At 47.3% G+C, this 21,876-nt stretch carries 19 protein-coding genes and 1 pseudogene; 15 read left to right on the top strand and 5 right to left on the bottom strand.

The features are described 5' to 3' along the window. Window positions 1-139: 139 nt before the first annotated feature. From C7R93_RS16280 to mleBRB, 3 genes are all read left to right on the top strand, one after another. Window positions 140-862, top strand: a complete 723-nt coding sequence (locus C7R93_RS16280; RefSeq protein WP_106839791.1) for an energy-coupling factor transporter transmembrane component T — start codon at window positions 140-142, stop codon at window positions 860-862. Further along, on the top strand, window positions 859-2,340 hold the full coding sequence (locus tag C7R93_RS16285) for an ABC transporter ATP-binding protein (RefSeq protein WP_106839792.1): 1,482 nt from the start codon (window positions 859-861) through the stop codon (window positions 2,338-2,340). Before C7R93_RS16280 ends, C7R93_RS16285 begins: the two co-directional genes overlap by 4 nt. 384 nt (window positions 2,341-2,724) lie before the next feature. Next, the gene (mleBRB, locus tag C7R93_RS16290; RefSeq protein WP_106839793.1) at window positions 2,725-3,570 is read left to right on the top strand and encodes a BRB family alpha/beta fold macrolide esterase; all 846 of its coding nucleotides are present in this window, start codon (window positions 2,725-2,727) and stop codon (window positions 3,568-3,570) included. Between the two features lie 113 nt (window positions 3,571-3,683). Here mleBRB and C7R93_RS16295 read toward each other — a convergent pair whose 3' ends face one another. After that, complete coding sequence (locus C7R93_RS16295) at window positions 3,684-4,421, bottom strand: cyclase family protein (RefSeq protein WP_106839794.1); 738 nt, start codon at window positions 4,419-4,421, stop codon at window positions 3,684-3,686. A 217-nt stretch (window positions 4,422-4,638) separates the two neighbouring features. On the opposite strand from C7R93_RS16295, the gene C7R93_RS16300 reads away from it, so the two are divergent. Next, window positions 4,639-5,046, top strand: a complete 408-nt coding sequence (locus C7R93_RS16300; RefSeq protein WP_106839795.1) for a VOC family protein — start codon at window positions 4,639-4,641, stop codon at window positions 5,044-5,046. 81 nt (window positions 5,047-5,127) lie between these two features. Here the strand turns inward: C7R93_RS16300 and C7R93_RS16305 are convergent, their stop codons facing one another. Continuing rightward, window positions 5,128-5,955, bottom strand: coding sequence for an S-layer homology domain-containing protein (locus C7R93_RS16305; protein WP_106839796.1), 828 nt, complete (start codon window positions 5,953-5,955; stop codon window positions 5,128-5,130). A 206-nt stretch (window positions 5,956-6,161) separates the two neighbouring features. Here C7R93_RS16305 and catA point away from each other — a divergent pair, with 206 nt between their 5' ends. The 5 genes and pseudogenes from catA (at window position 6,162) to C7R93_RS16330 (ending at window position 11,273) form a co-directional block, all read left to right on the top strand. Beyond that, window positions 6,162-6,821, top strand: a complete 660-nt coding sequence (catA, locus tag C7R93_RS16310) for a type A chloramphenicol O-acetyltransferase (protein ID WP_106839797.1) — start codon at window positions 6,162-6,164, stop codon at window positions 6,819-6,821. Window positions 6,822-6,903: 82 nt separating this feature from the next. Continuing rightward, a complete protein-coding gene (locus C7R93_RS16315) occupies window positions 6,904-8,067 on the top strand; it encodes a PstS family phosphate ABC transporter substrate-binding protein (RefSeq protein ID WP_106839798.1) in 1,164 nt (387 codons plus the stop codon). 278 nt (window positions 8,068-8,345) lie between these two features. Beyond that, window positions 8,346-10,226, top strand: a complete 1,881-nt coding sequence (htpG, locus tag C7R93_RS16320; protein ID WP_106839799.1) for a molecular chaperone HtpG — start codon at window positions 8,346-8,348, stop codon at window positions 10,224-10,226. A 148-nt stretch (window positions 10,227-10,374) separates the two neighbouring features. Beyond that, window positions 10,375-10,635, top strand: a pseudogene (locus C7R93_RS16325) (MerR family DNA-binding protein); the annotation flags it as partial. A gap of 41 nt (window positions 10,636-10,676) precedes the next feature. Continuing rightward, window positions 10,677-11,273 (top strand): MSMEG_1061 family FMN-dependent PPOX-type flavoprotein, encoded by a 597-nt coding sequence (locus C7R93_RS16330; RefSeq protein WP_106839801.1) that lies wholly within the window; start codon window positions 10,677-10,679, stop codon window positions 11,271-11,273. Window positions 11,274-11,304: 31 nt separating this feature from the next. Here C7R93_RS16330 and C7R93_RS16335 read toward each other — a convergent pair whose 3' ends face one another. Further along, window positions 11,305-11,940, bottom strand: coding sequence for a DUF5701 family protein (locus tag C7R93_RS16335; RefSeq protein ID WP_106839802.1), 636 nt, complete (start codon window positions 11,938-11,940; stop codon window positions 11,305-11,307). 161 nt (window positions 11,941-12,101) lie between these two features. On the opposite strand from C7R93_RS16335, the gene C7R93_RS16340 reads away from it, so the two are divergent. Beyond that, on the top strand, window positions 12,102-12,809 hold the full coding sequence (locus C7R93_RS16340) for a MerR family DNA-binding transcriptional regulator (RefSeq protein WP_106839803.1): 708 nt from the start codon (window positions 12,102-12,104) through the stop codon (window positions 12,807-12,809). A 56-nt stretch (window positions 12,810-12,865) separates the two neighbouring features. On the opposite strand, the gene C7R93_RS16345 is transcribed toward C7R93_RS16340, so the two are convergent. Continuing rightward, window positions 12,866-14,695 (bottom strand): adenine deaminase, encoded by a 1,830-nt coding sequence (locus tag C7R93_RS16345; protein WP_106839804.1) that lies wholly within the window; start codon window positions 14,693-14,695, stop codon window positions 12,866-12,868. 142 nt (window positions 14,696-14,837) lie between these two features. After that, on the bottom strand, window positions 14,838-16,208 hold the full coding sequence (locus C7R93_RS16350; protein WP_106839805.1) for an amino acid permease: 1,371 nt from the start codon (window positions 16,206-16,208) through the stop codon (window positions 14,838-14,840). Window positions 16,209-16,623: 415 nt separating this feature from the next. Between C7R93_RS16350 and C7R93_RS16355 the strand changes: the two genes are divergently transcribed. The 5 genes from C7R93_RS16355 to C7R93_RS16380 all read left to right on the top strand — a co-directional run bounded on the left by C7R93_RS16355 (window position 16,624) and on the right by C7R93_RS16380 (window position 21,736). Then, complete coding sequence (locus C7R93_RS16355; protein WP_106839806.1) at window positions 16,624-17,367, top strand: metal ABC transporter ATP-binding protein; 744 nt, start codon at window positions 16,624-16,626, stop codon at window positions 17,365-17,367. Next, a complete protein-coding gene (locus C7R93_RS16360; RefSeq protein ID WP_106839807.1) occupies window positions 17,367-18,227 on the top strand; it encodes a metal ABC transporter permease in 861 nt (286 codons plus the stop codon). Before C7R93_RS16355 ends, C7R93_RS16360 begins: the two co-directional genes overlap by 1 nt. A 14-nt stretch (window positions 18,228-18,241) precedes the next feature. Continuing rightward, the gene (locus C7R93_RS16365; protein WP_106839808.1) at window positions 18,242-19,186 is read left to right on the top strand and encodes a metal ABC transporter substrate-binding protein; all 945 of its coding nucleotides are present in this window, start codon (window positions 18,242-18,244) and stop codon (window positions 19,184-19,186) included. A gap of 160 nt (window positions 19,187-19,346) precedes the next feature. Continuing rightward, window positions 19,347-20,066: a YebC/PmpR family DNA-binding transcriptional regulator gene (locus C7R93_RS16370; RefSeq protein WP_106839809.1), complete on the top strand. Its 720-nt coding sequence runs from the start codon at window positions 19,347-19,349 to the stop codon at window positions 20,064-20,066. Window positions 20,067-20,707: 641 nt separating this feature from the next. Then, the gene (locus C7R93_RS16380; RefSeq protein WP_106839811.1) at window positions 20,708-21,736 is read left to right on the top strand and encodes an NADH:flavin oxidoreductase/NADH oxidase; all 1,029 of its coding nucleotides are present in this window, start codon (window positions 20,708-20,710) and stop codon (window positions 21,734-21,736) included. The last annotated feature ends 140 nt before the right edge of the window (window positions 21,737-21,876 follow it).

Consider the following 21,876-nt stretch of genomic DNA (forward strand, 5'->3'; position numbering starts at 1 on the left):
AAAAGACGTATGTCTACCAGTCGTATTGCTAGAGGTTATGATCATCATTATCATTACGATTTGTAAGGGGGATTGCTGCATTGCTCCTTGTCCCCTTGATAAGGTTGTGTGTGATCTCGGTTGTAGGGGTGTTTGTCGGATGAAGGAAGAAGCCTATGAAAAAGAAACATCTCGTACGCGGCGGCTCGGTCCCAGAACGCATCTATTGGTGCTGGTTATAGCGAGCATCTTGGCCATGACCGTTCGTGATGATATGCAGGTGCATTTTTTGGTGGCACTAAGTGTAGTGTACTTGGTATGGAATCACCTGTCCAGAAAGGCGTTTCAACTGGTTGTGTTCTATTGCGTGTGCATGGCATTTGTGTTTTTTATGCCGAATGCGCTGTCATTGGGAACGATGAAGCTCATCATTTACACCATGGTAAGAATGATGCCTGTCATTATGATCGGGACGGCTCTGATTTATACGCCACCAGGCAGTATCATGAGTGCCTTTGAAAAGATGTTTGTGCCCAAACCGATTTTGGTGATGATTTGCATTTTGATCCGTTTTTTCCCCGTGGTCATTATGGAAATGAAGGCGATTCGTGACGGTATCCGCGCCAGAGGGATTTTTCCGCATTGGTACAGTGTACTGAAGCATCCAGCCATGGCCTATGAATGTTTTTTTATGCCGTTGGTCGTCCGGTGCCTGAAGTTGTCGTCAGAACTGGCGTCGTCCGCTGAGCTCCGCGGCATCGAGTGCACAAACGCCCGGACCTCTATCTATCCAGTTGGCTTCAAGATCACGGATGGCATCGTAGTAGGGGTGTATGCACTGATAGGCTCGGCAATTTACTGGACGGGAGGGATGATCTCATGATTGAGCTGAACGATGTCACGTTTCATTATGGACAGGAAGATGGGGGACATGACACGGAGACCGGCGTGAAAAATATAAGCTTATCTGTAAAGGCTGGACAGTGTATCGTGCTATGTGGGCGATCAGGCTGCGGCAAGAGTACAATTATGAGGCTGGTCAATGGTCTTGCACCGAATTTTTATGCCGGACGTCTCACAGGTGATGTAAGCGTTGGTGGCAAAAGTCCTGTGAGCATGCTGCCGGAGGAACGTACCCGGTTAATGGGCGTCGTATTTCAAGATCCCCGCAGCCAATTTTTTATGGAAACCGTTCGGGATGAACTGGCGTTTTCTGCGGAAAACATCGGCATGGCACCGGACGAGATTCGAAGCCGGATGGATAGGCAGGCGAGCCAGCTGGGGATATCCCACTTGCTCGATACCTCTTTACATAAGCTGTCCAGCGGGCAAAAGCAACGGGTGGCGATAGCGGCCGCATCCGTTTTGACACCGCCACTTCTCTTGCTGGATGAGCCTACTGCGAATCTGGACGTTTCCTCTACGCAAAACCTGATTGAAATTCTGAGCAAGCTCAAACAAAACGGCACCACCCTGCTCATCAGCGAGCATCGGCTTGTCCCTTTTTTACCCGTTGTCGATTTGTTTGTCTGCATGGAGAATGGAAAAATTGCACATACGTGGACGAAGGACGAGTTTTGCCAGCTGTCTCATGATGACGTGCGTGCGTATGGTTTGCGTCATCCTGACATGACTCTTCCCGAGACGACGAGAAAACGGGAGCAGCCAGAGACGTCCGAATTCATGTTCGAGGGAAGAGAGCTTAGCTATTTTTACAAAAAGAAAAACGACGGAATCACCGATATCAATATCTCGCTTCCGCAGGGGAGTGTAACAGCGCTGACCGGAGAGAACGGTACGGGTAAGACGACGCTGTGCAAAATTTTATGCGGTCTTCTTCGTGAGCGAAAAGGAATGATTGTCCGCCAAGGTTGTTCACTGTCCGCGAGCAAAAGACGAGCTGCGAGCTATTTGGTCATGCAGGATGCGGACTACCAGCTCTACGCAGACAGTGTCGGAAACGAAATCGTGTTGGGAAAAATCCTGAATGAAGAGCTCCGCGAAAAGGCGTATGAGGCGATGGATGCTTTCGGTTTACGCGAGCTTCGCGATCGTCATCCTGCGTCATTATCCGGTGGAGAGAAGCAGCGGGTCACGATGGCAGCCGCTTATTGCTCTGATGCAGAGTTGATTGTGCTGGATGAACCGACCAGCGGACTTGACGGAGACGGAGTGCTAAAGGTGGCCGCATGGGTGAAAAAGCTGGCCCAAGCAGGCAAAACGGTCGTCATCATCACGCATGATCAGATTCTTTCCAAGCTGGCATGCGATCAAGTCGTTGAGCTGCAGTATACCCGAGACGTTGAGACGATTTTTGCGGAAACAGGGATACGAACTACCATTGAAACTGCCAATCGTTGACAGCTGAAAAAGTATGTGGTAGGATGAGCACAACTTATCAGGAACGGAGGGTTACGTGTGGCAAATTAATTTTTCGATAGTAAATTCGCACAACACCATACAAGAAATAGCAAGAAAAAAGGCTATGTTGTGTGCATACAAATCGAAAAATGGATTGCCGCTACGGTAACCCAATTGAATCATGGGCAAATGGGAGTGAGGAAGGCAAGCGTATGACCTCCTCTATTTGCATGATCTGTGAAGAGAATGGAACCACTGATGTACAATCAGATGCTAGTATCTGATGATCATGGTTTTTCTTTCTTCTTCCTTTTTCGATGACGTAAGCACAGGCAGCCTAGCCTGTGTTTTTTTATTTCAGTTCGTTGAGGAGGAAAATGTACAATGGCAGAACAGATACTAAAAGTTAACGGTGTGGAAATCTGCGCGGAAAGCTTTGGCAAGCCCACAGATCCTGCGATTTTGCTGATTATGGGAGCTCAGACGTCCATGCTTTGGTGGGAAGAAGAATTTTGCCAGCGAATAGCCGACGCCGGGCGCTTTGTCATTCGTTTTGATAATCGGGATGTCGGACGCTCTACGACCTATGAGGTTGGGCAACCTGGCTATACGTTTGAAGATATGGCGGATGATGCGGTTCATGTCCTGGATGCATACGGGGTACAGCAGGCGCACATCGTTGGTATGTCTATGGGCGGAATGCTGACGCAAATCATTGCATTGCGACATCCCGAAAGAGTTCGAACGATCACATTGCACGCAACTTCGAATTTTGCTCCTGATCTACCGCCAATCGATGAGAAGCTGATGGAGTTTTTCAGCAAGATGGGGGATATCAACTGGGAGAATGAACAAGAGGTTTTAGAGGTGGCAGTGGCGAGTTCGAAGGTTCTTGTCGGTTCCAAGCATCCTTTTGACGAGGAGCGCGTTCGTGAATTGGCCAAAATAGATATCGCCAGAAGCAACCATTATGCGAGTAAGAACAACCACGCCTTTGTGACGGGCGGTGAAACATACTTGGGGCGGACAGGGGAGATCGCTGTCCCAGCACTCGTAATTCACGGAACAGAAGACTTGCTTATCCCTTTCGCGCATGGATTACATCTTGCGAACACCATTCCGGGAGCAGTTTTGCTCACGTTGGAAGGGACAGGGCATGAGCTGCCACATGGGGATTGGGATGTCGTCAGCGAAGCGATTTTGAAGCACACGCAAGAAAAGGAAGCGTAATCAGACAGCAAGGCTAAAAGCTTACCCCCGGTATGATACTACTGGGGGTTTTTGCTGCTTTCTCCAAGCAAAAAGCGCAGCGAAATGAGCTGCGCAGGATGGAAAGGAGAATGTTATGGCAAGATCGCAAACGAGCGAACAGGAAACCCGGAGGCTTTTTCAGGCTTTGGTGTAATGTTTACAATGACAGCACCTTTTGCTGGTAGCTTATCGAGATTTTTGAGCAGCTCTACTTGATAGGTGTCTTGATCGAGTACAAAATATTCACCCAAAAGCGCTCCGTTTTTTCGGTAATCGATAGTCGCATCTGTATCGAATGTTTCATGACCGACTGCTTTGATTTGTCTTTCCTCGAACAAAAATTTCAAAGCCTCCAATGACCAGCCAGGAGCGTGGTTGTTGCCATCTGCATCCTTATTATTAAAGGCCTCCACATCTGGCCAACGCTTGCTCCAATCTGTGCGCAAGGCGACGAAGGACCCGCTCTCGATTTGACCATGCTCGGCTTCGAATTGCAAGATGTATTCCACGGATAGCGAATAGTCGTTGTTGGCTTCGGCTTCTTTTGATTTGTCGATGACGACGAGCGGCAATACGAGTTCTTTCAGCTCGATTTCGTCCAAGTAACGCTTGTTGCGCACAAAGTGAATGGGAGCATCCAAGTGCGTACCGTACTGTCCAGGAAAAGAGAAGCGCTGGGCAAAGAAGCCGTCGTCATGCGTGAACAGCGTTTGGAATTCGGCGGCGTCAAAGGCGTGGAAGTGCGGAGACTCTGGACCGAATGTGTGTGTGAGATCTACCCATTCTTTTTGTTTTAACAGGGTAATTGCTTGAATCAAATCGTTTGCCATTTGCCCACCTCATTCGTATTTTTTGAATTTTCGCGTTTGCGCAACCAAGTTTATCCAATACTTTATCGGTTCTAATTCCGAGTGTCAATATCGCAATAATATGAATGAATCGTTTAACAAAAAATAGCAATCGGGAAGAAGCCATCGAGCATGATTCTGCTATTCTTAAAGGAGAATAACGAGTATCATCCAACCAAAACGCAAAGGAGAAATTCCCATGACAAAAGAGCTTTGGATCAATTTGCCCGTCAAGGACCTCGAAAAGTCCAAATCGTTTTTTGCCGCACTCGGATTCTCTTTTCATCCTCGTCATGAGAATAGCAAGGATGTAGCGGGCCTGTTAATTGGTGAGAAAAACCTCCTGGTGATGCTTTTCCCGGAGGCTACCTTCCAATCGTTTACGCAAAATGAACTGGCAGATACGAAGCGCGGAACGGAAGTATTGTTTTCGATCGATGCCGAGAGCAGAGAAGAAGTGGATGAATTGGTGGGTAAGGTGGTTGAGGCTGGGGGTACTATTTTCAGTGAGCCTCGTGAGCATGGTCCGGGAATGTACGGGGCGGGCTTCGCTGATTTGGATGGTCATCGGTGGAATGTGCTGTATATGGATATGAGCAAAATGTAGATGGAGTAAAGAGACAGTTGCTGAGAAAGGAGCCTTCCGAATGGGAGGGCTCCTTTTTCAAAATGAGAGTTTGAGCGAGGATCATTTACTCGTATAAGTTGAGAGAGAACCGTCCGCTAACAAGACGTTGTAAGTGCGGTGCAGCATCACCACTGCCTCTGCTCGTGTGAGTGGATCGTGTATTTCCAATTCGTTTCCCCACGTACTCATGATGTCGTTGCCTACCAGCCATGCGAGTGCATAAGCTTTTAATGCGTCAATGCCACGGTTGGCAAATAGGATTTCTCCAGTGTCGAGGTGACTATAGCTAATCGTGTATTCGTCGCTTTTAATTAAATCCACAGCAGCTGAACCAGGGTAAGGCGATGAATACCCAGTTGAGTCAAACGACTGTAAGGTAATGTCGTCAATTCCGGCAAGTATTTGCAAGACTTGATCGTCGGGCACTTGATGCATCTTTTGACTAAAAAATGATTGAAAGATGAACATAGCTTCCCAGCGTGTCACCTTTTTTTCGGGATAGATGTAAATTTTGGATCCAAACCAGTCTACAACACCGAGGGCGTCGGCACTGTACATCTCCATCAATGGTTGATAAGCCCAATGATTTTTTGGAACGTCTTCAAACTTCAGTATTTTCATGTCTGGGTAAGACGGGGTGAGATTCGGACGAAGCTTGTTAAACAGCTTATGAACCATAACAGTCAGTTCGGCTCTGTCAATCGCCTCATTCGGTCTGAAGGCTCCATTGGAATAACCGCTTAATACACCTTTTTTCACCATGAAATCAACCGATTCCCGAGCCCAATGTCCATCGGGGATATCGCTGAACTGACTGGCTTGTACAGGCAGGGGAATTGAAAAAAGAATAGAAACGAAAAGAGCTAAGCATAAAATGATATTTTTCATCACGGTCCTCCTTTACCATCTCTTTCCTTTTCCCTTCCCTATTTCTGCTTAAACATAGCGGCTATACACAGGCTGATGTCAGAAAGAGATGCAAATGGTATGCTGGAGGGGTAAGGCAGGATTGGAGAAGGGAATGGTGTTATGAAAAGGGCACGCAGAATCGCCTCCTAAAATCATGATGTTTTCGATTTTAGGAGGGATATCCAATGAAATTTCAGCGAATTGATCTAGATAAATGGAATAGAAAGCCTTATTTCGAGCATTATCTGAACCGAGTGAATTGCACCTTCAGTATGACGGCTAACATTGATATAACGGAATTGCTCCCTGCCCTACGGCAAAAGGGGATGAAGCTGTACCCTGCTTTTCTGTATATGGTGACGAAGGTTGTAAATACGCATCGCGAATTCCGGACTTCTTTTGATTCAGATGGCGTATTGGGCTATTGGGAGAGTATGATACCCAGCTATACTTTTTTTCACCAGGACGATCAAACTTTTTCTACGATGTGGACGGAGTTCGCTGACGAGTTCCATGTGTATTATCAAAATTACGTTGCGGATATGAAAAAGTACGGAAACAATAAAGGTCTTGTGGCGAAAGAACTGGAACCGCCGTATACTTTCCCTGTTTCGTGTATTCCCTGGGTTAGCTTCAGTGGATTTAATCTGAATATTTCGGGAGATGGGCGGTATTTGCTGCCGATCATTACGAGTGGAAAGTATTTCGAGCAAGAAGGCAAAACGTTATTGCCTGTTTCTTTGCAGGTCCATCATGCGGTTTGTGATGGGTATCACGCCAGCCTGTTCATAAATGATTTGCAAAAATGGGCAAAAGACTACAAGGAATGGTTAGGTATCGAGTGAACTGGATCCGTTTTGTATGCTTCTCCTTCCTAAACTCTTCCAATCATTTATAATAACGATAGGAGAATTGGGAGGAGAATGAATGAACAAAGAATTGGTGGGAAAAATCTTTGGCTGTATCGTTTTGGGTGCGATCATCACGGTGATCGGAGTCGTGGCGGTGGTGATGACTGCCCTGAACGCACAGGGAAGAGTTTATTCCCTTCTTGTCGCTGTCACAACAGTCGTGTTTATCATCTACATCATCGGACAAATGTTCGCTCCGCAAAAGAGTCGGTTATGGAACCGAGCCCTCTTTGTCTATTTTCTCTTTTGTACGCTACCAGTTGCAGGATATGAGATCAGCAGCTATTACCATAACAGCATTCCTGTGGTCAGTGAGGCGGAAGTCGATCTGGAACAGTATAAACCGTTTGGTACAGACTCCAAGGTTCATAAACTTGATCAACCTGCGACACTGTCGTTACAGTCTGATTTGCCCAAAATAGATGGGGCGACCGCTTTGTATCCTCTTTACGCTTCCTTTGTGCAAGCGGTTTATCCCGAGAAAGCATACAACCGCGAAGACAGCGAAGTAATGGTAAGTAAGACGCCACAAGCGTACGAAAACTTACTGGATGGCAAAGTCGATGTCATCTTTGCAGCAGGCCCTTCCGAGCAGCAACTCCTGGCAGCAAAGGAAAAAGGCGTTGAGCTGAAGTTGACACCAATCGGCAGGGAAGCCTTTGTCTTTTTTGTCCATAAAGAGAATCCTGTTCAAGGACTCACTACCCAGCAGATTCAGGATATCTATGCAGGTGACACCATTTCTTGGGATGAAGTCGGGGGCGTCTACGAGCTCATTCGCGCCTTTCAGCGGCCAGAAAATAGCGGGAGTCAAACGATGCTGCAGAAGATCATGGGGGATAGGGAGCTCATGACCGCGCCGCAAGAGGACGTGGTAACGGGAATGGGTGGAATCATCGAGCAAACAGCCAGCTACAAAAATTACTCGAATGCCATCGGTTACTCGTTCTTGTTTTATGCCACAGAGATGGTGCGAAACGGAAACATTCGTCTCCTCGCAATTGACGGGGTTATGCCGAATAAGGAAACGATAAAAAACAGAGCGTATCCGTTTGCGGCGGAGTTTTACGCTGTGACGGCTGGAACGGACAATCCGAATGCAGAGAAACTGATCGAATGGATTTTGTCTCCACAGGGACAAGAATTAGTAGAAAAAACGGGCTATATTCCGGTGAAGTGAACAGCAGCAATCAAAGTTACCCTTGGGCAATTGACCCGAGGGTTTCTTCTTTACACCTCTCTTTGTCTCGATCTGGGGATCGTGAATATGGCGATGATCAGGGAGTCTTAATAGGCGCTATCTTTTGAAAACCGTCGCGTTGGCGGTTTTTCTTTGTTGCTGGTTCATATTGACAGAAAAATCTAGGACTGTTATAAAAATAGAGAATAGCACTCGCGAGGTGAGAGTGCTAACACCGAAAAAAGAATACATAAGAAGTCCGGAAAGGTGGGTATTTCATGGAAAAAAAGCAGTTTCAAGCAGAATCTACACGCCTGTTGGAAATGATGATCCATTCTATTTACACGCAAAAGGAAATCTTTTTGCGCGAGCTGATCTCCAATTCAAGTGACGCGATCGACAAAATTTACTACAAGTCGCTTGTCGATGATCAATTGGTTTTTGATAAAGAAAACTATTACATCAAAGTAGCGGTTAACAAAGACACCAGAACACTGACCCTGACAGATACCGGTATCGGCATGACGCAGGAGGAGCTGGAAAATAATCTGGGCGTCATTGCGAAGAGCGGGTCTTTGGCGTTCAAAAAAGAAAACGACGCGAAGGATGGCTACAACATCATTGGTCAATTCGGTGTAGGTTTCTACTCTGCTTTCATGGTTGCCGACAAGGTTACGGTCATCAGTAAAGCACTGGACAGCGATACTGGGTACAAATGGGAGTCCAGCGGTGCGGATGGCTACACGATTGAGCCTTATCAAAAAGATTCCATCGGGACCGAAATCATTCTCGAAATCAAAGAGAATACGGAAGAAGAGAACTACGACGAGTTTTTGGAGGAATACCGTTTAAAGGCGATTATCAAAAAGTACTCCGACTTCATTCGTTACCCGATCAAAATGGACGTTACGCAGCATAAGCCAAAAGAGGGCAGCGAGAACGAGTATGAACAAGTGATCGAAGAACAAATCGTGAACAGCATGGTTCCGATTTGGCGAAAAAATAAAAGCGAGCTGACGACTGAGGATTACGAGCAGTTTTATGCAAGCAAGCATTATGGCTTCGACAAGCCGCTGGGGCATATCCATATCAATGCAGACGGAGCCGTTGTTTATCAGGCGATTTTGTACATCCCGGAGAGCATGCCGTTTGATTACTACTCGAAGGAGTACGAAAAAGGTTTGGAGCTGTATGCGAACGGTGTTCTCATCATGAACAAATGTGCGGACCTGCTTCCAGACTACTTCAGCTTTGTCAAAGGGATGGTTGACTCCGAGAGCCTGTCGCTCAACATTTCCCGTGAGATGCTGCAGCATGACCGTCAATTGAAGCTGATTGCGAAAAATATCACGAGTAAAATCAAAAGCCAGCTGCAAAGCTTGCTGAAAACAGAGCGGGAGAAATACGAGCTGTTCTACAAGTCGTTTGGCAGACAGTTGAAATACGGCATGTACAGCGACTACGGGGCGCATAAAGAAACACTGCAAGACCTGTTGATGTTCTACTCTTCCAAAGAGCAAAAGCTGGTGACGCTAGATGAGTACGTAGAGAGAATGCCAGAAGATCAGAAGTACATCTACTACGCATCCGGCGAGTCGATCGAGCGAATCGAGAAGCTGCCGCAAACCGAGCTCGTATCCGAGAAAGGTTACGAAATCCTGTACTTCACAGATGACGTAGATGAGTTCGCGATCAAAATGATGATGAACTACAAGGAAAAAGAATTCAAATCCGTGTCGAGCGGGGATTTGGGAATCGAGCCGGGCGAAGAAGAGAAAGCAGCCGAAGCCGAAAACGAGAACAACAAAGAGCTGTTCGACCATATGGCATCGTTGCTCGAAGGAAAAGTCAAAGCCGTAAAAGCTTCCAAACGCTTGAAGTCGCACCCGGTCTGCTTGTCGACAGAGGGTGAAGTAACGATCGAAATGGAAAAAATCTTAAATGCGATGCCGAACAATTCGAATGTGAAGGCAGACAAGGTACTGGAGATCAATGTGAACCATGCGGTGTTCCAGTCGTTGAAAGGTGCATTTGATACAGACAAGGAAAAGGTCAATCTGTATACGACCCTCCTGTACAATCAGGCTCTCTTGATTGAGGGTTTGCCGATTCAAGATCCGGTAGAGTTTACGAACGACATTTGCAAAGTCATGGTGTAATTCATGAAAAAGAGGATGGACTTGTGCATCCTCTTTTTTCTGTGAAAAACGTCGCATACGTAAAGAGTGGTTCCTTTAGCTCAAACTCATATGTTGCTCCATTCACGATTCCTACGACCTTCTCACTGTCATATAAATCGAGCAAGATAACGATTCACATATTCGATGGCTGCAATTCGTTATCAAGTTAAAGGAAACGCAAATGCCGATCTCGAAAATAAAGAAGTACGCTTCACTGTTTTTAGAAGGAGATCAGACTACCTCGGCTCGATTGAGTCTTTTAGAAGAACATAAACACTATATAGAGCAACTAATAAAAACGTTAATCGATGTGGATGGTATGCTAGAACGTAAAATTGTTGCTTACAAAGATTTCATCAGTATACGAGCAGCCTCAAGGGACTTATGATGAAAGGCAAGGATATACGTAGATAGAGGAGAGGAGATCCTATGTGGAATCCGTTGGAAGTAAAAGATCTCATTACCAGTGCAGAAGAATTGAAAAGCATGGTGGGAGAACCGCATGAGACGGTTGTGAAAAAAAGCATCGGGCAGGTGGAGTCGCATGTGATCCATTACCTGTCCATGTCACCGTTGTTTTTCTTGTCTACCTCTGATGCTTCTGGCAGATGTGACGTTTCCCCGCGAGGTGACGAGCCGGGCTTCGTCAAAGTATTAGATGATCAGCATATTATTTTTCCAGAGCGAATGGGAAATAGACGAATCGACTCTTTATTGAATATGATCGGCAATCCACAGGTGGGCATGATTTTCTTGATTCCAGGTCTGGAAGAAGTGTTGCGGATAAACGGTTCAGCCCGCATTACGAAAGACGCAGAGCTGCTTGCGGAGCAGGGATGGAAGGGCAAAACAAGCGGCATCGGCGTAATCGTGAAGGTGGAGGAGTGCTTCCTACATTGCCCGCGCGCATTTAAACAAGCAGGCCTGTGGAAGACGGATTCATGGCCGGAAAAAGAGGCAATGCCGTCGATGCTGGAAATGTTTCGCGCTCATTTGAAAATCAACGGCGTTACGTTGAAAGAATAGGGTGAGATAGAGAAAAAACCTTGAATGAGCTTCAAGGTTTTTTTTCGTCCAAACGAGCTTGGCAGGAAGCAGAACCAAGCCACGTATGAGGGTTGCCAGCCCAGCACCAGCCTAGCTTCGGTTTGTTTTCACTGATCCACATGGCTGTTACACGACGGTCGCCACAACGAGAGCCGAGCAGAGAAAAGCCGTTGTTTTTCTTTACGCGGTCCGGGAAATGGGTGATCAGAGCAATTCCTTCCTCCAGCGTGAGCGGAGAACGCTGTTGCTCCAAGAGGATGGGCATCGCGTCATTCGGAGTGACGTTCAGCGTTTCTTTTCCTGTATCAATTCCGGTCATCAGATAGGCCATCTCAGTAGGAATCTCGATGCCCTCGATGGGTGTAAACCGCCGGATTTCTTCTGCATCCATGACACTGAAGCCAGCTTTCTTTTGCCGCTCGATTGCTTGCATCGCTTTTTCTCCGTCGAACCAATCGCCTTTCACAACGAGAACAAAGGGGACGAGGTCCTCTTGCTGATCGTCTTCTTGAATAGGGAGAGCTTCTGCCAGTGATTGCAGCGGGGCTAGATTTTTCCTGAACTCATCTGCTGTCATGCCCGCCATGTCAGGATAGCCCTTTTGAATGAGCGTTGTCAGTTGCCGTTCGAATTCAGCTTTGTGCATTGGGTAATGCGCCTCCTTCCACTTGTCACATTCATCTTACAACATTCATGCTAATTCTAAGGTTTATCCAAAATAAAAGGAATAAAGCAGATAAAAATTGAAGTAACTTTATAACAAAGCTTTAATCTTTATTGAAGAAAGTCGGAAGGAGGCTGGCTGCCATGCGCCCCATTGATATTGCACGCGAGTTGAAGCTGAGCACAAGTGCCTTGCGCAATTATGAAGCGCACGGGCTAGTGCCGCCTGTAGGGCGGTCGGCGAGTGGCTACCGGAAGTATACGGCGGAGCACGTCGCTTATTTTACATGTATTCAAGGCATGTCTCCCGGCTTTGGGATGGAAGTGACAGCGCAGGTCATACGACTGATCCAGGATAGACAGTTGCAGGCTGCTCTGTGGCGTATAAATGAGGTACAGGCTAATCTGCAGAGGGACAAGCAATTAGCGGAACGAAACTTGGCGATGCTCGAAGACGGCCGAGCAGGAAAGGATGAGGAAGCCGAAAACAGTGAATGGATGAAGATTGGGGAGGTCGCAGCGATGACTTCGCTGCCAAGCTCAACCATCCGCCACTGGGAAAAGGTTGGACTCATTACGACTTCCCGTGACGAGAAAAATGGCTACCGTCTCTTCAATCGCTCGCAAATCCGCAAGATCATGCTGCTTCGTACGTTGCGACCTGCTGTCTATTCTTCATCGGTTGTGGAGCTAAAGGAAGCCATCGCGAGCATGAATGAAGAGGATGTGAGGGGGGCGAGAAACATCGCTTTGGAAACGTTGCGCTATCTAGATCAGATGAATCTCGAGCAAATGCGTGGCGTTTTTTATTTCTATCAATTATGCAAAGTGGTTCAGTTGGTCGAAGAGTAAGGTAGCGAAAAGAGAAAACCCCCTCCTGCCCATTCGCAAAAGAGGGGATGTGGTAGTTATTCTACAAACAGCGATACACGCTCAAATCCCGCATCTGAAATGCGAATCAAGCCTGTATCCGAAATGTGCAAGGTTGGAATGACGACCAGAGCAAGCAAAGACAATGTCATAAAGGCGTAGTTCATCGTGCAGCCCGCCTTCACCAATGCTTGGCTAATCTCCATCGATTGCTTCACAACGGTTTCATAAGGCTCGGTCGACATCAGCCCAGCTAAACGCAGCGGAAGCTCCACGATTTTACCGTCTCCAGTCACGACAGCGATACCGCCTTGCATGCCGATCACAGCATTGGCTGCTTGTGCCATCCGTTCATCGTCGTTTCCGATGACAAGCACGTTATGGCAATCATGGGCGACAGTCATGGCAATCGCTGCTGGCTGGTTAAATCCGACATTGCCGACAAGCCCGATGCCAGAGCCGCCTGTTTTCCCATGGCGCTCGAAAATAGCCATTTTGCACAAGGTGCTCTCTGGCGTAATCTGAAGCTCACCATTTGAGACAGCCACATCCACAAACACTTCGTCCGTCTCTACGTGATTTTCGCGGACAACTGCCACGCGCGTCTTGATCGTCCCAGAAGGAACAGGGGTCTTGATGATGAAGTCAGATGGAGTGAGCTCGGCCTTGATTTTCACAGAGTTCACAGCAAACTCAGGGTAAGGGAACGGAGGAAGTTCGAGCGTCATTTCACCATTTTCCGCCACTACTTCACCACGCGCGATCGTCATCACAACATTCACATCAGCCAGATTCCCGTCGAGCAAAATGATATCGGAGATGATACCGGGTGCGATCGAGCCTACATCTCTTGCGACACCGAATCGTTCTGCTGTATTGATGGTCGCCATCTGGAAGGCAGTAACTGGCTTTACCCCTTGCGAGATCGCGTGTCTGACAATGAAGTTCATATGTCCTTCTACTTTTAACGAATCACAGATACGGTCATCGGACACGAGCATCATCCGGCGGGAGTCAATGCCCTGTTCGGTGTGTGCTTTGATCGTTGCTGCAACATCGTGCCAGGCAGAACCGCGGCGCATTTTGGCGTACATTCCGAGGCGTACGCGCTGTGCGACATCTTCGCTGGTCACACACTCATGGCAACCAGACACACCCGCAGCGGCATAAGCAGCCAGACGGGGATCACTTGAAGGCCATGTATAGTGACCATCCACCACTTTCCCTGCCCGCAATGTCGCTTGAATCTCTCCTATCATTTTCGGGTCTCCGTACACGACGCCAGGGAAATTCATGACTTCCCCGAGTGCGATCATATCCGGTCCCCAGCTCAATGCTTCCGCGACCTCTGCTGGTCCGAATTCTGCCCCAGCCGTTTCAAAAGAAGCATCCGTTGAAGGTACGCAGGAAGCGACCTGCATGTAAGCAGCCATCGGAGTTTGTCTCGCCTCATCCAGCATGATGCGCAAACCAGGTAGACCGAGAACATTCGAGATCTCATGGGCATCGAAAAAGCCGCCTGTCGTTCCGAGCGGCAGTACCGCATTGGCGAACTGCGTCACGGACAGCATGCTGCTTTCGATATGACAGTGCCCGTCCAACAGTCCTGGTGCCATATACTTTCCTTTTGCATCGATTACTTTGGTGGATTCATCTGTCATCCCTTCCACAAAAGGACCGACATAGGCGATACGGGTGCCAACGACAGCGACGGACATATTCGGCAAGATTTCACCGGAGAGAACATTGACGAGGGTGCCGTTATGGATGAAGAGGGTCGCTTTTTTCTCCCCTCTGGAAAAGGCAACGAGATCAGGAATGCAATCTGCGAGTGGAGGTCTTGCATAGGACGAATGCTGCTGTGTCATTTTTACTATCACCTCATGCTGGATTTGGTTTTTTACATATAGTACACATCGCAGCGTAAGGAAGCTAGTTTTCTTTTAGAAAAAATTTTGAAAAACACCTCCCATTTTCACCGATGTTAAAAGTGAAAACAGGAGGTGCTGCTTAGTGTTCTGCTACCTCTATTTCATTTGTCTTCGTTTTCCGCAGTTTGTAAATCGCGACGAGTAAAATAAACCACACAGGTGTGATGAACAAGGCGACTCGTGTATCTTCGGCGAGTGCAAGGACGACCAGGATGAAGGCAAGGAATGCCAGGATCAGGTAATTGGCAAAAGGATAGAGCGGCATTTTAAATGGATTCGCTTTTGCTAATTCTGGTCTCGTTTTGCGATATTTCAAATGACAGATGACGGTGATTCCCCAAATAAAGATAAAACAAACGGTTGAAACGCTTGTGATCAGTGTAAATACGCCTTCTGGCATAACGTAATTCAATACAACTGCGATAAGGATAACAACCGTCGAAAAGAGTAGTGCATTTGCCGGGACCTTGTTGGTAGTCAGTTTGGTAAGTGGCACAGGTGCATTCTTTTCTTTGGCAAGGGAGTAAACCATCCGGCTTGTACTAAAAATGGCACTATTACATGCGGAAGCTGCGGATGTCAGTACGACGAAGTTGACGATACCGGCAGCGGCTGCAATTCCAATCGCGGCGAAGACCTGCACGAATGGACTCTCCAACGGGTTGATCGCGTTCCAAGGATAAATGCTCATGATGACGATGAGTGCACCCACGTAGAAAATCAATATCCGAATCGGGATTTGGTTAATCGCTTTTGGAATGACTCGTTTTGGGTCCTCTGTTTCACCTGCTGTCAGCCCGACCAGCTCGATCCCAACAAAAGCGAACACGACCATCTGGAAGGAGAGCAGGAACCCATTGAAGCCGTTCGGGAACATACCGCCATGACTCCAGAGATTCGTGAAGCTGGACGCACCTGCATTCGTAGAAAAGCCCTTGATGATCATGAATATGCCGACAAAAATCAGGGCGAGAATTGCGATGACCTTAACGAGCGCGAACCAAAATTCCATTTCTCCAAAAAGCTTTACCGTAGCCAGATTCATAATTAACAAAACCACGAGGGCGATTAAGCCTGGCATCCACTGCGGTATATCTGGAAACCAGTATTGCGTATACAGACCAACAGCTGTCAGGTCGGCCATGGCGATGGAAATCCAGCAAAACCAGTAAGTCCAGCCTGTGACAAATGCGGCCATGTTCCCCAAATATTCTTTGACGAAATCCACAAAAGAATGGTAGTTCAGATTGCTCAAGAGGAGCTCCCCGAGTGAGCGCATGATTAAAAAGCAGATGATGCCCGTAATCAAGTAAGCAAATAAGATGGATGGGCCGGCCAAATGAATCGATTTTCCTGCGCCCAAAAATAATCCTGTTCCGATTGCACCGCCGATCGCGATGAGTTGTACGTGTCTGTTTTTTAGACCTCTCTCCAATTTTTGATCCTGCATACGATCCACCTCTCTCTATTTTTAGTTAGTTTTCAATTTTTAGATTTTTATCAAACAGATAATGTTCATATTAACATAACTATAGTTCCTTAACATATGTTTATTTATTTTTATAGAAAAAAAGCTTTTAAATATGAACGAAATAGTAATATTTTGGAAGTTTGGCTCTTTTGAACAAGGGTTGGGCTTCTTTTTTGCATCTCAGATAAAAGAATATATTGACACGGGAATGGAAATCATTTAATTTTGCATTAGGGCAACTTTTTTATACGAAAGCATATTAGTTTGCTTGGGCGAATATTATTGGTACAAGACTACATTTTTGTGTGTAGGCATGAGTGCATATAGGAATTACCCGTTTCATCATCGGTTTTTGGGCGGGATCATATAACGGGCTATTATGGAGGGAAAAATCATGGAATCTGCTATCGCAGTAAGGGATTTGCATGTCTCTTACTTTGGGAACGAAGTTGTTCGGGATGTTTCGTTTGACGTTGAGCTAGGGAGCATGGTTGGAATCATCGGTCCAAACGGGGCAGGGAAGTCAACTCTCATCAAAGCCCTCTTAGAACTCATTCCGAGAGATAAGGGGTATGTACGGATTTTTGGTAAAGAGACAAATGAATTCCGGAAGAAAATTGCCTATGTACCACAGCGGAGCATGATTGATTGGACGTTTCCGATCACCGTGATGGATACCGTGTTGATCGGGACATATCCAAGTGTTGGACTGTTCAAATTTCCGAAGAAAAAGGAAAAAGAGTGGGCGCTGGAATGCCTGAGAAGAGTAGGGCTGGAGGATTTCCGCGACAGGCAGATTGGGGAGCTCTCCGGCGGGCAGCAACAGCGTGTCTTCCTGGCAAGGGCACTTGCGCAAAAACCGGAACTGCTGCTTCTGGACGAGCCGTTTGTGGGGATTGATGTGGCGAGCGAGGACACCATCATTCGGATTTTGAAAGAGCTGCAATTTCAGGACAAAACGATCGTCGTCGTCCATCATGATTTGTCAAAAGCGAATGCGTATTTTGATCAGCTTCTACTGATGAACAAAGAATTGATCAAGTTCGGTACGGTCGATGAAGTGCTGAATCGAGAAGTAATGTCGAGAGCATACGCCTATCAGCTGCAATTTCTCGAAAAGACCGAGGTGCTTGCATAATGGATTTCTTGATGGCAATTGGACAGTATGAGTTTTTGCAAAAAGCATTGTTTACGTCTGTAGTGGTTGGATTAATCTGCGGCGTCATTGGTAGCTTTATCATCTTGCGAGGAATGTCCTTGATGGGGGATGCCATCTCACATGCTGTTTTGCCTGGAGTGGCCCTCTCCTATGCATTTGGAATCAATTTCTTTGTGGGCGCTGTTTTAACGGGTGTGCTCACCGCTGTTGGAATTGGCTACGTGAGTCAAAATAGCCGCATCAAGAACGACACGGCGATTGGGATTTTGTTCACGTCCGCCTTTGCGATTGGAATCATTATGGTTACGATGCTGAAAAGCAGTACGGATCTGTATCACATTTTGTTCGGGAATGTACTGGCTGTTCGTTCGTCAGACATGTGGGTGACGGTTGGCATCGGGGTCGTCGTCATCGTGACAGTCTACGCTTTTTTCAAAGAACTGTTACTGACTTCATTCGATCCGACCATTGCTGCTGCTTACGGCTTGCGTAACAACCTCATTCATTACTTGCTGATGACCTTGTTGACGATGGTAACTGTCGCTTCCTTGCAGACTGTAGGAATCGTGCTAGTTGTCGCCATGCTGATTACACCGGCTGCTACCGCTTATCTTTTGACGGACCGCTTGTCGATCATGATCTTTTTGGCTGGCGGATTGGGTATGCTGTCTTCGGTTATCGGCCTTTATTTCAGCTTTACTTATAATTTGGCCTCTGGTGCCACGATTGTCGTGGTTGCAACTGTGCTATTCTTCCTGGCCTTTCTCTTCTCCCGCAAACACGGGGTGGTATGGAAATCAATCCGAGCCCGGCAAAAAAGAGTCGAGCTCTCAAAGTAAAGGAGATTATCGTTATGAAGAAGTGGAATCTGTTTTTCGTTTTTCTTGTATCAACCGTATTGATGGCAGCGTGTGGTGCTCCGCAAAGTGGGAACGAGCCTACGAAATCAGACAGTGACAAGCTGCAGGTCGTGACCACGTATTCCATCCTGTATGACATCGTGAAAAACATTGGGGGAGATCGGGTAGAGATACATAGTCTCGCTCCGGTTGGCTCCAATCCTCATGAATATGATCCACTGCCTGCTGACGTGCAAAAAACGACGGATGCAGACGCTGTTTTCTACAACGGCTTGAATCTAGAGGCGGGTAACTCCTGGTTCAATAATCTCATGAACACAGCGGGCAAATCAGGTCCGGATGCACCCGTGTTCCGACTCAGTGAGGGTGTAGCGGCCAAACACTTGACGACCAAAGGCAAAGAGAGCGAAGAAGATCCCCACGCTTGGTTGGATGTACGCAATGGAATCAAGTATGCGGAGAATGCAAAAAATGCCCTGATCAAGGTGGACCCAGCCCACAAGGAAACGTATGAGCAAAACGCCAAGAAATACATCGAACAGCTGAATGCTCTGCACGAGGAAGCGGTTAAGCAATACAACCAGATTCCGAAAGAGCAGCGTGTGCTTGTAACGAGCGAGGGTGCGTTCAAATATTTCAGCGAAGCGTACGATTTTGACGCGGCGTACATCTGGGAAATCAACTCGGAGAACCAAGGAACACCAGAGCAAGTCACGCAGGTGGTCGATACGATCCGTGCGAAAAAAATCTCGGCTCTGTTCGTAGAGACGAGTATCGATCCACGCAGCATGGAGATGGTATCGAATGAAACCGGTGTACCGATTGTCGGGAAAGTATTTACAGACTCTCTCGGAAAGCCGGGAGAAGATGGCGATACGTATATCAAAATGATGGAATGGAATATTAAGACGATTTACGAGGGTTTGACCAAAAAGTAAGATTCGTAAAAGCAAAGCACAGCTCTCTCATCTAGAGGCTGTGCTTTTAAATTCTTCCACTGCTTAACATATTTCATAAGATTGAGGTATAATAGGCTAGTGTGTAAAAGGAATCCGGAGTATTCATATTTAATCTGTCATATTGAAAGAGAGTGGGATTATGGGTCGTAAGTGGAACAATATTAAAGAGAAGAAAGCTTCTAAAGACGCAAGCACCAGTCGTATTTACGCGAAGTTCGGGAAGGAAATTTACGTAGCGGCAAAGCAAGGCGAGCCGGATCCAGAGTCCAACCGTGCTCTGAAGGTCGTCCTGGAGCGTGCCAAAACCTACAGCGTACCGAAAGCGATTATCGACCGCGCGATTGATAAAGCAAAGGGCGGCTCTGATGAAACCTTTAGCGAGCTGCGCTATGAAGGCTTCGGACCAAACGGATCGATGATCATTGTGGATGCATTGACCAATAACGTAAACCGTACAGCTCCTGAAGTGCGTGCTGCATTCAATAAAAACGGCGGTAACATGGGAGTATCCGGTTCTGTAGCGTATATGTTCGATCCAACAGCTGTTTTCGGCTTGGAAGGTAAAACCTCCGATGAAGTGCTGGAAATCTTGATGGAAGCGGACGTAGATGTACGTGACATTTTGGATGAAGACGGCGCTGTCATCGTCTACGCGGATGCAGAACAGTTCCATGCTGTACAGGAAGCACTTAAAACGGGTGGCGTCACAGAGTTTACAGTAGCTGAACTGACCATGCTGGCACAAAACGAAGTAACGCTGACAGAAGATGTACAGGCTCAATTCGAAAAGCTGATCGATGCTTTGGAAGACTTGGATGATGTGCAGCAGGTGTACCATAACGTTGATTTAGGTGAATAATGTTTTCAATGGAGAAGACCTTTGTTTAAAAGCAGAGGTCTTTTTTGTGTGGCTGTGGTGGGGAGAAGAATATTTCCAGTCTAGGCTCCAGGCTCCGTCCCGCGGGGAAGCTGCACTGTCCGCTCCGAAGGGATTAGCGGGGAAACGCAAAAGTGGTAGCCGCTTCGTAGTAAGGGCACGTTGCGTTTCTTTTACCCGCAAATCCCTTCTCCGCTTGGTAGGACTCCACAAGTCGCTACGTCTGGAAATATTCTTCTCTGGCGTAACTGATTACTTTCTTCAATCTTTTAAGGATTTTTAACACGATGAACACTGACAGCTCGCAGAGGAAACAGGAGAAATAAGCGAAGATCTTTGGTACACCGACCGAGACGCAATGAAAAAAAGAGAAACAAGCTTTTAGCGGCCACCTCTGAGACGCCTCCTGAATGGACCACTTTGGACGCGGGTTTCGCTTTTTTTCATGGAGTCGGGCAGTCAATCCCTCAGCGGGTGGGACAAGAAGCTGAGCGTTTTCTCCTGTTTCCTCCCCACCACAACAGCCGGACAAAGCCCTTTATCGTTTTCACAAAGTGCAACTTGGGATTGCAGAAGATGCTTACTTTTGGCATGATAATAAAAAAAAGTAAGGAGTGGAGCAAATGGCGTTGTTGTCTACCCCGTTTCAGTTCAAAGGACTTACCTTGAAAAATCGGATTGTCATGCCACCGATGTGCCAATACTCTGTAGATGCACACGATGGAACACCAACGGACTGGCATTTTGTTCATTATGTTTCTCGCGCAGTAGGCGGAACAGGTCTGATCATCGTAGAAATGACCGATGTCGAGCCTGATGGTAGAATTTCCAACGGCGATTTGGGCTTGTGGTCTGACGAACAAATTCCGGCGTATGCACGGATTGTCTCCGAGGTTCATAAGTACGGGGCCAAGATTGGCATACAGATTGCTCATGCGGGCCGCAAAGCGGAAGACGCCGAAGTGCCTGTATCTGCGTCCGCGATTGCTTTCCCAGGGGCACGCTACAAAACGCCACGGGCGTTGACGACGGAAGAGGTTAAACAAATGGTCGTCAAGTTCCAGGACGCAGCAAGACGTGCGGTGGAAGCTGGCGTGGATACTATTGAAATTCACGGTGCGCACGGATACTTGATTCATCAGTTCCACTCCCCTTTGACGAATCAGCGAGACGATGAGTACGGGCGGGATAAAGCGCTGTTTGGCGTGGAAATTATTCAGGCGATTAAACAGGTGATTCCAGCCGACATGCCACTGATTATGCGCGTATCTGCCGTGGAGTACGTGGATGGCGGATATGGGCTGGATTACAGCACGGAGCTGTGCCGCCGTTACAAGGAAGCAGGCGTAGACATTTTCCATCTGTCCAGCGGCGGGGAAGGACCGATTGGTTCAGGAGGCCGTCCGGGTATTCATCCTGGCTATCAGGTTCCATTGGCACGCGCGATTAAGCAGGCACTGGAAGTACCAGTCATTGCAGTCGGCAACCTCGATGATCCGAAGGTAGCGGAAGCAGCGATTGGAAATGGCGATACGGATCTGGTAGCAGTCGGTCGAGGCATGCTGCGTGATCCTTATTGGGCACTGCATGCGATTCATGAGCTGTCGGCGGATGAGCTCCAGCCACCGAAGCAATATTCAAGAGCGTTTTAATCAAGGAAGAGAGCGAGGGGGCTTTCCTTTCGACTGTATCGGTCGGAGGAAAGCCCTTTTGTAATGTGAGCCCTTGACACTTTTTAGCAATCGATTTATGATAAATGTCAGTCAGTACTGACAATCATTTTCGGGAATGA

It is taken from the genome of Brevibacillus fortis (assembly GCF_003013395.1).
Taxonomy (GTDB): domain Bacteria; phylum Bacillota; class Bacilli; order Brevibacillales; family Brevibacillaceae; genus Brevibacillus; species Brevibacillus fortis.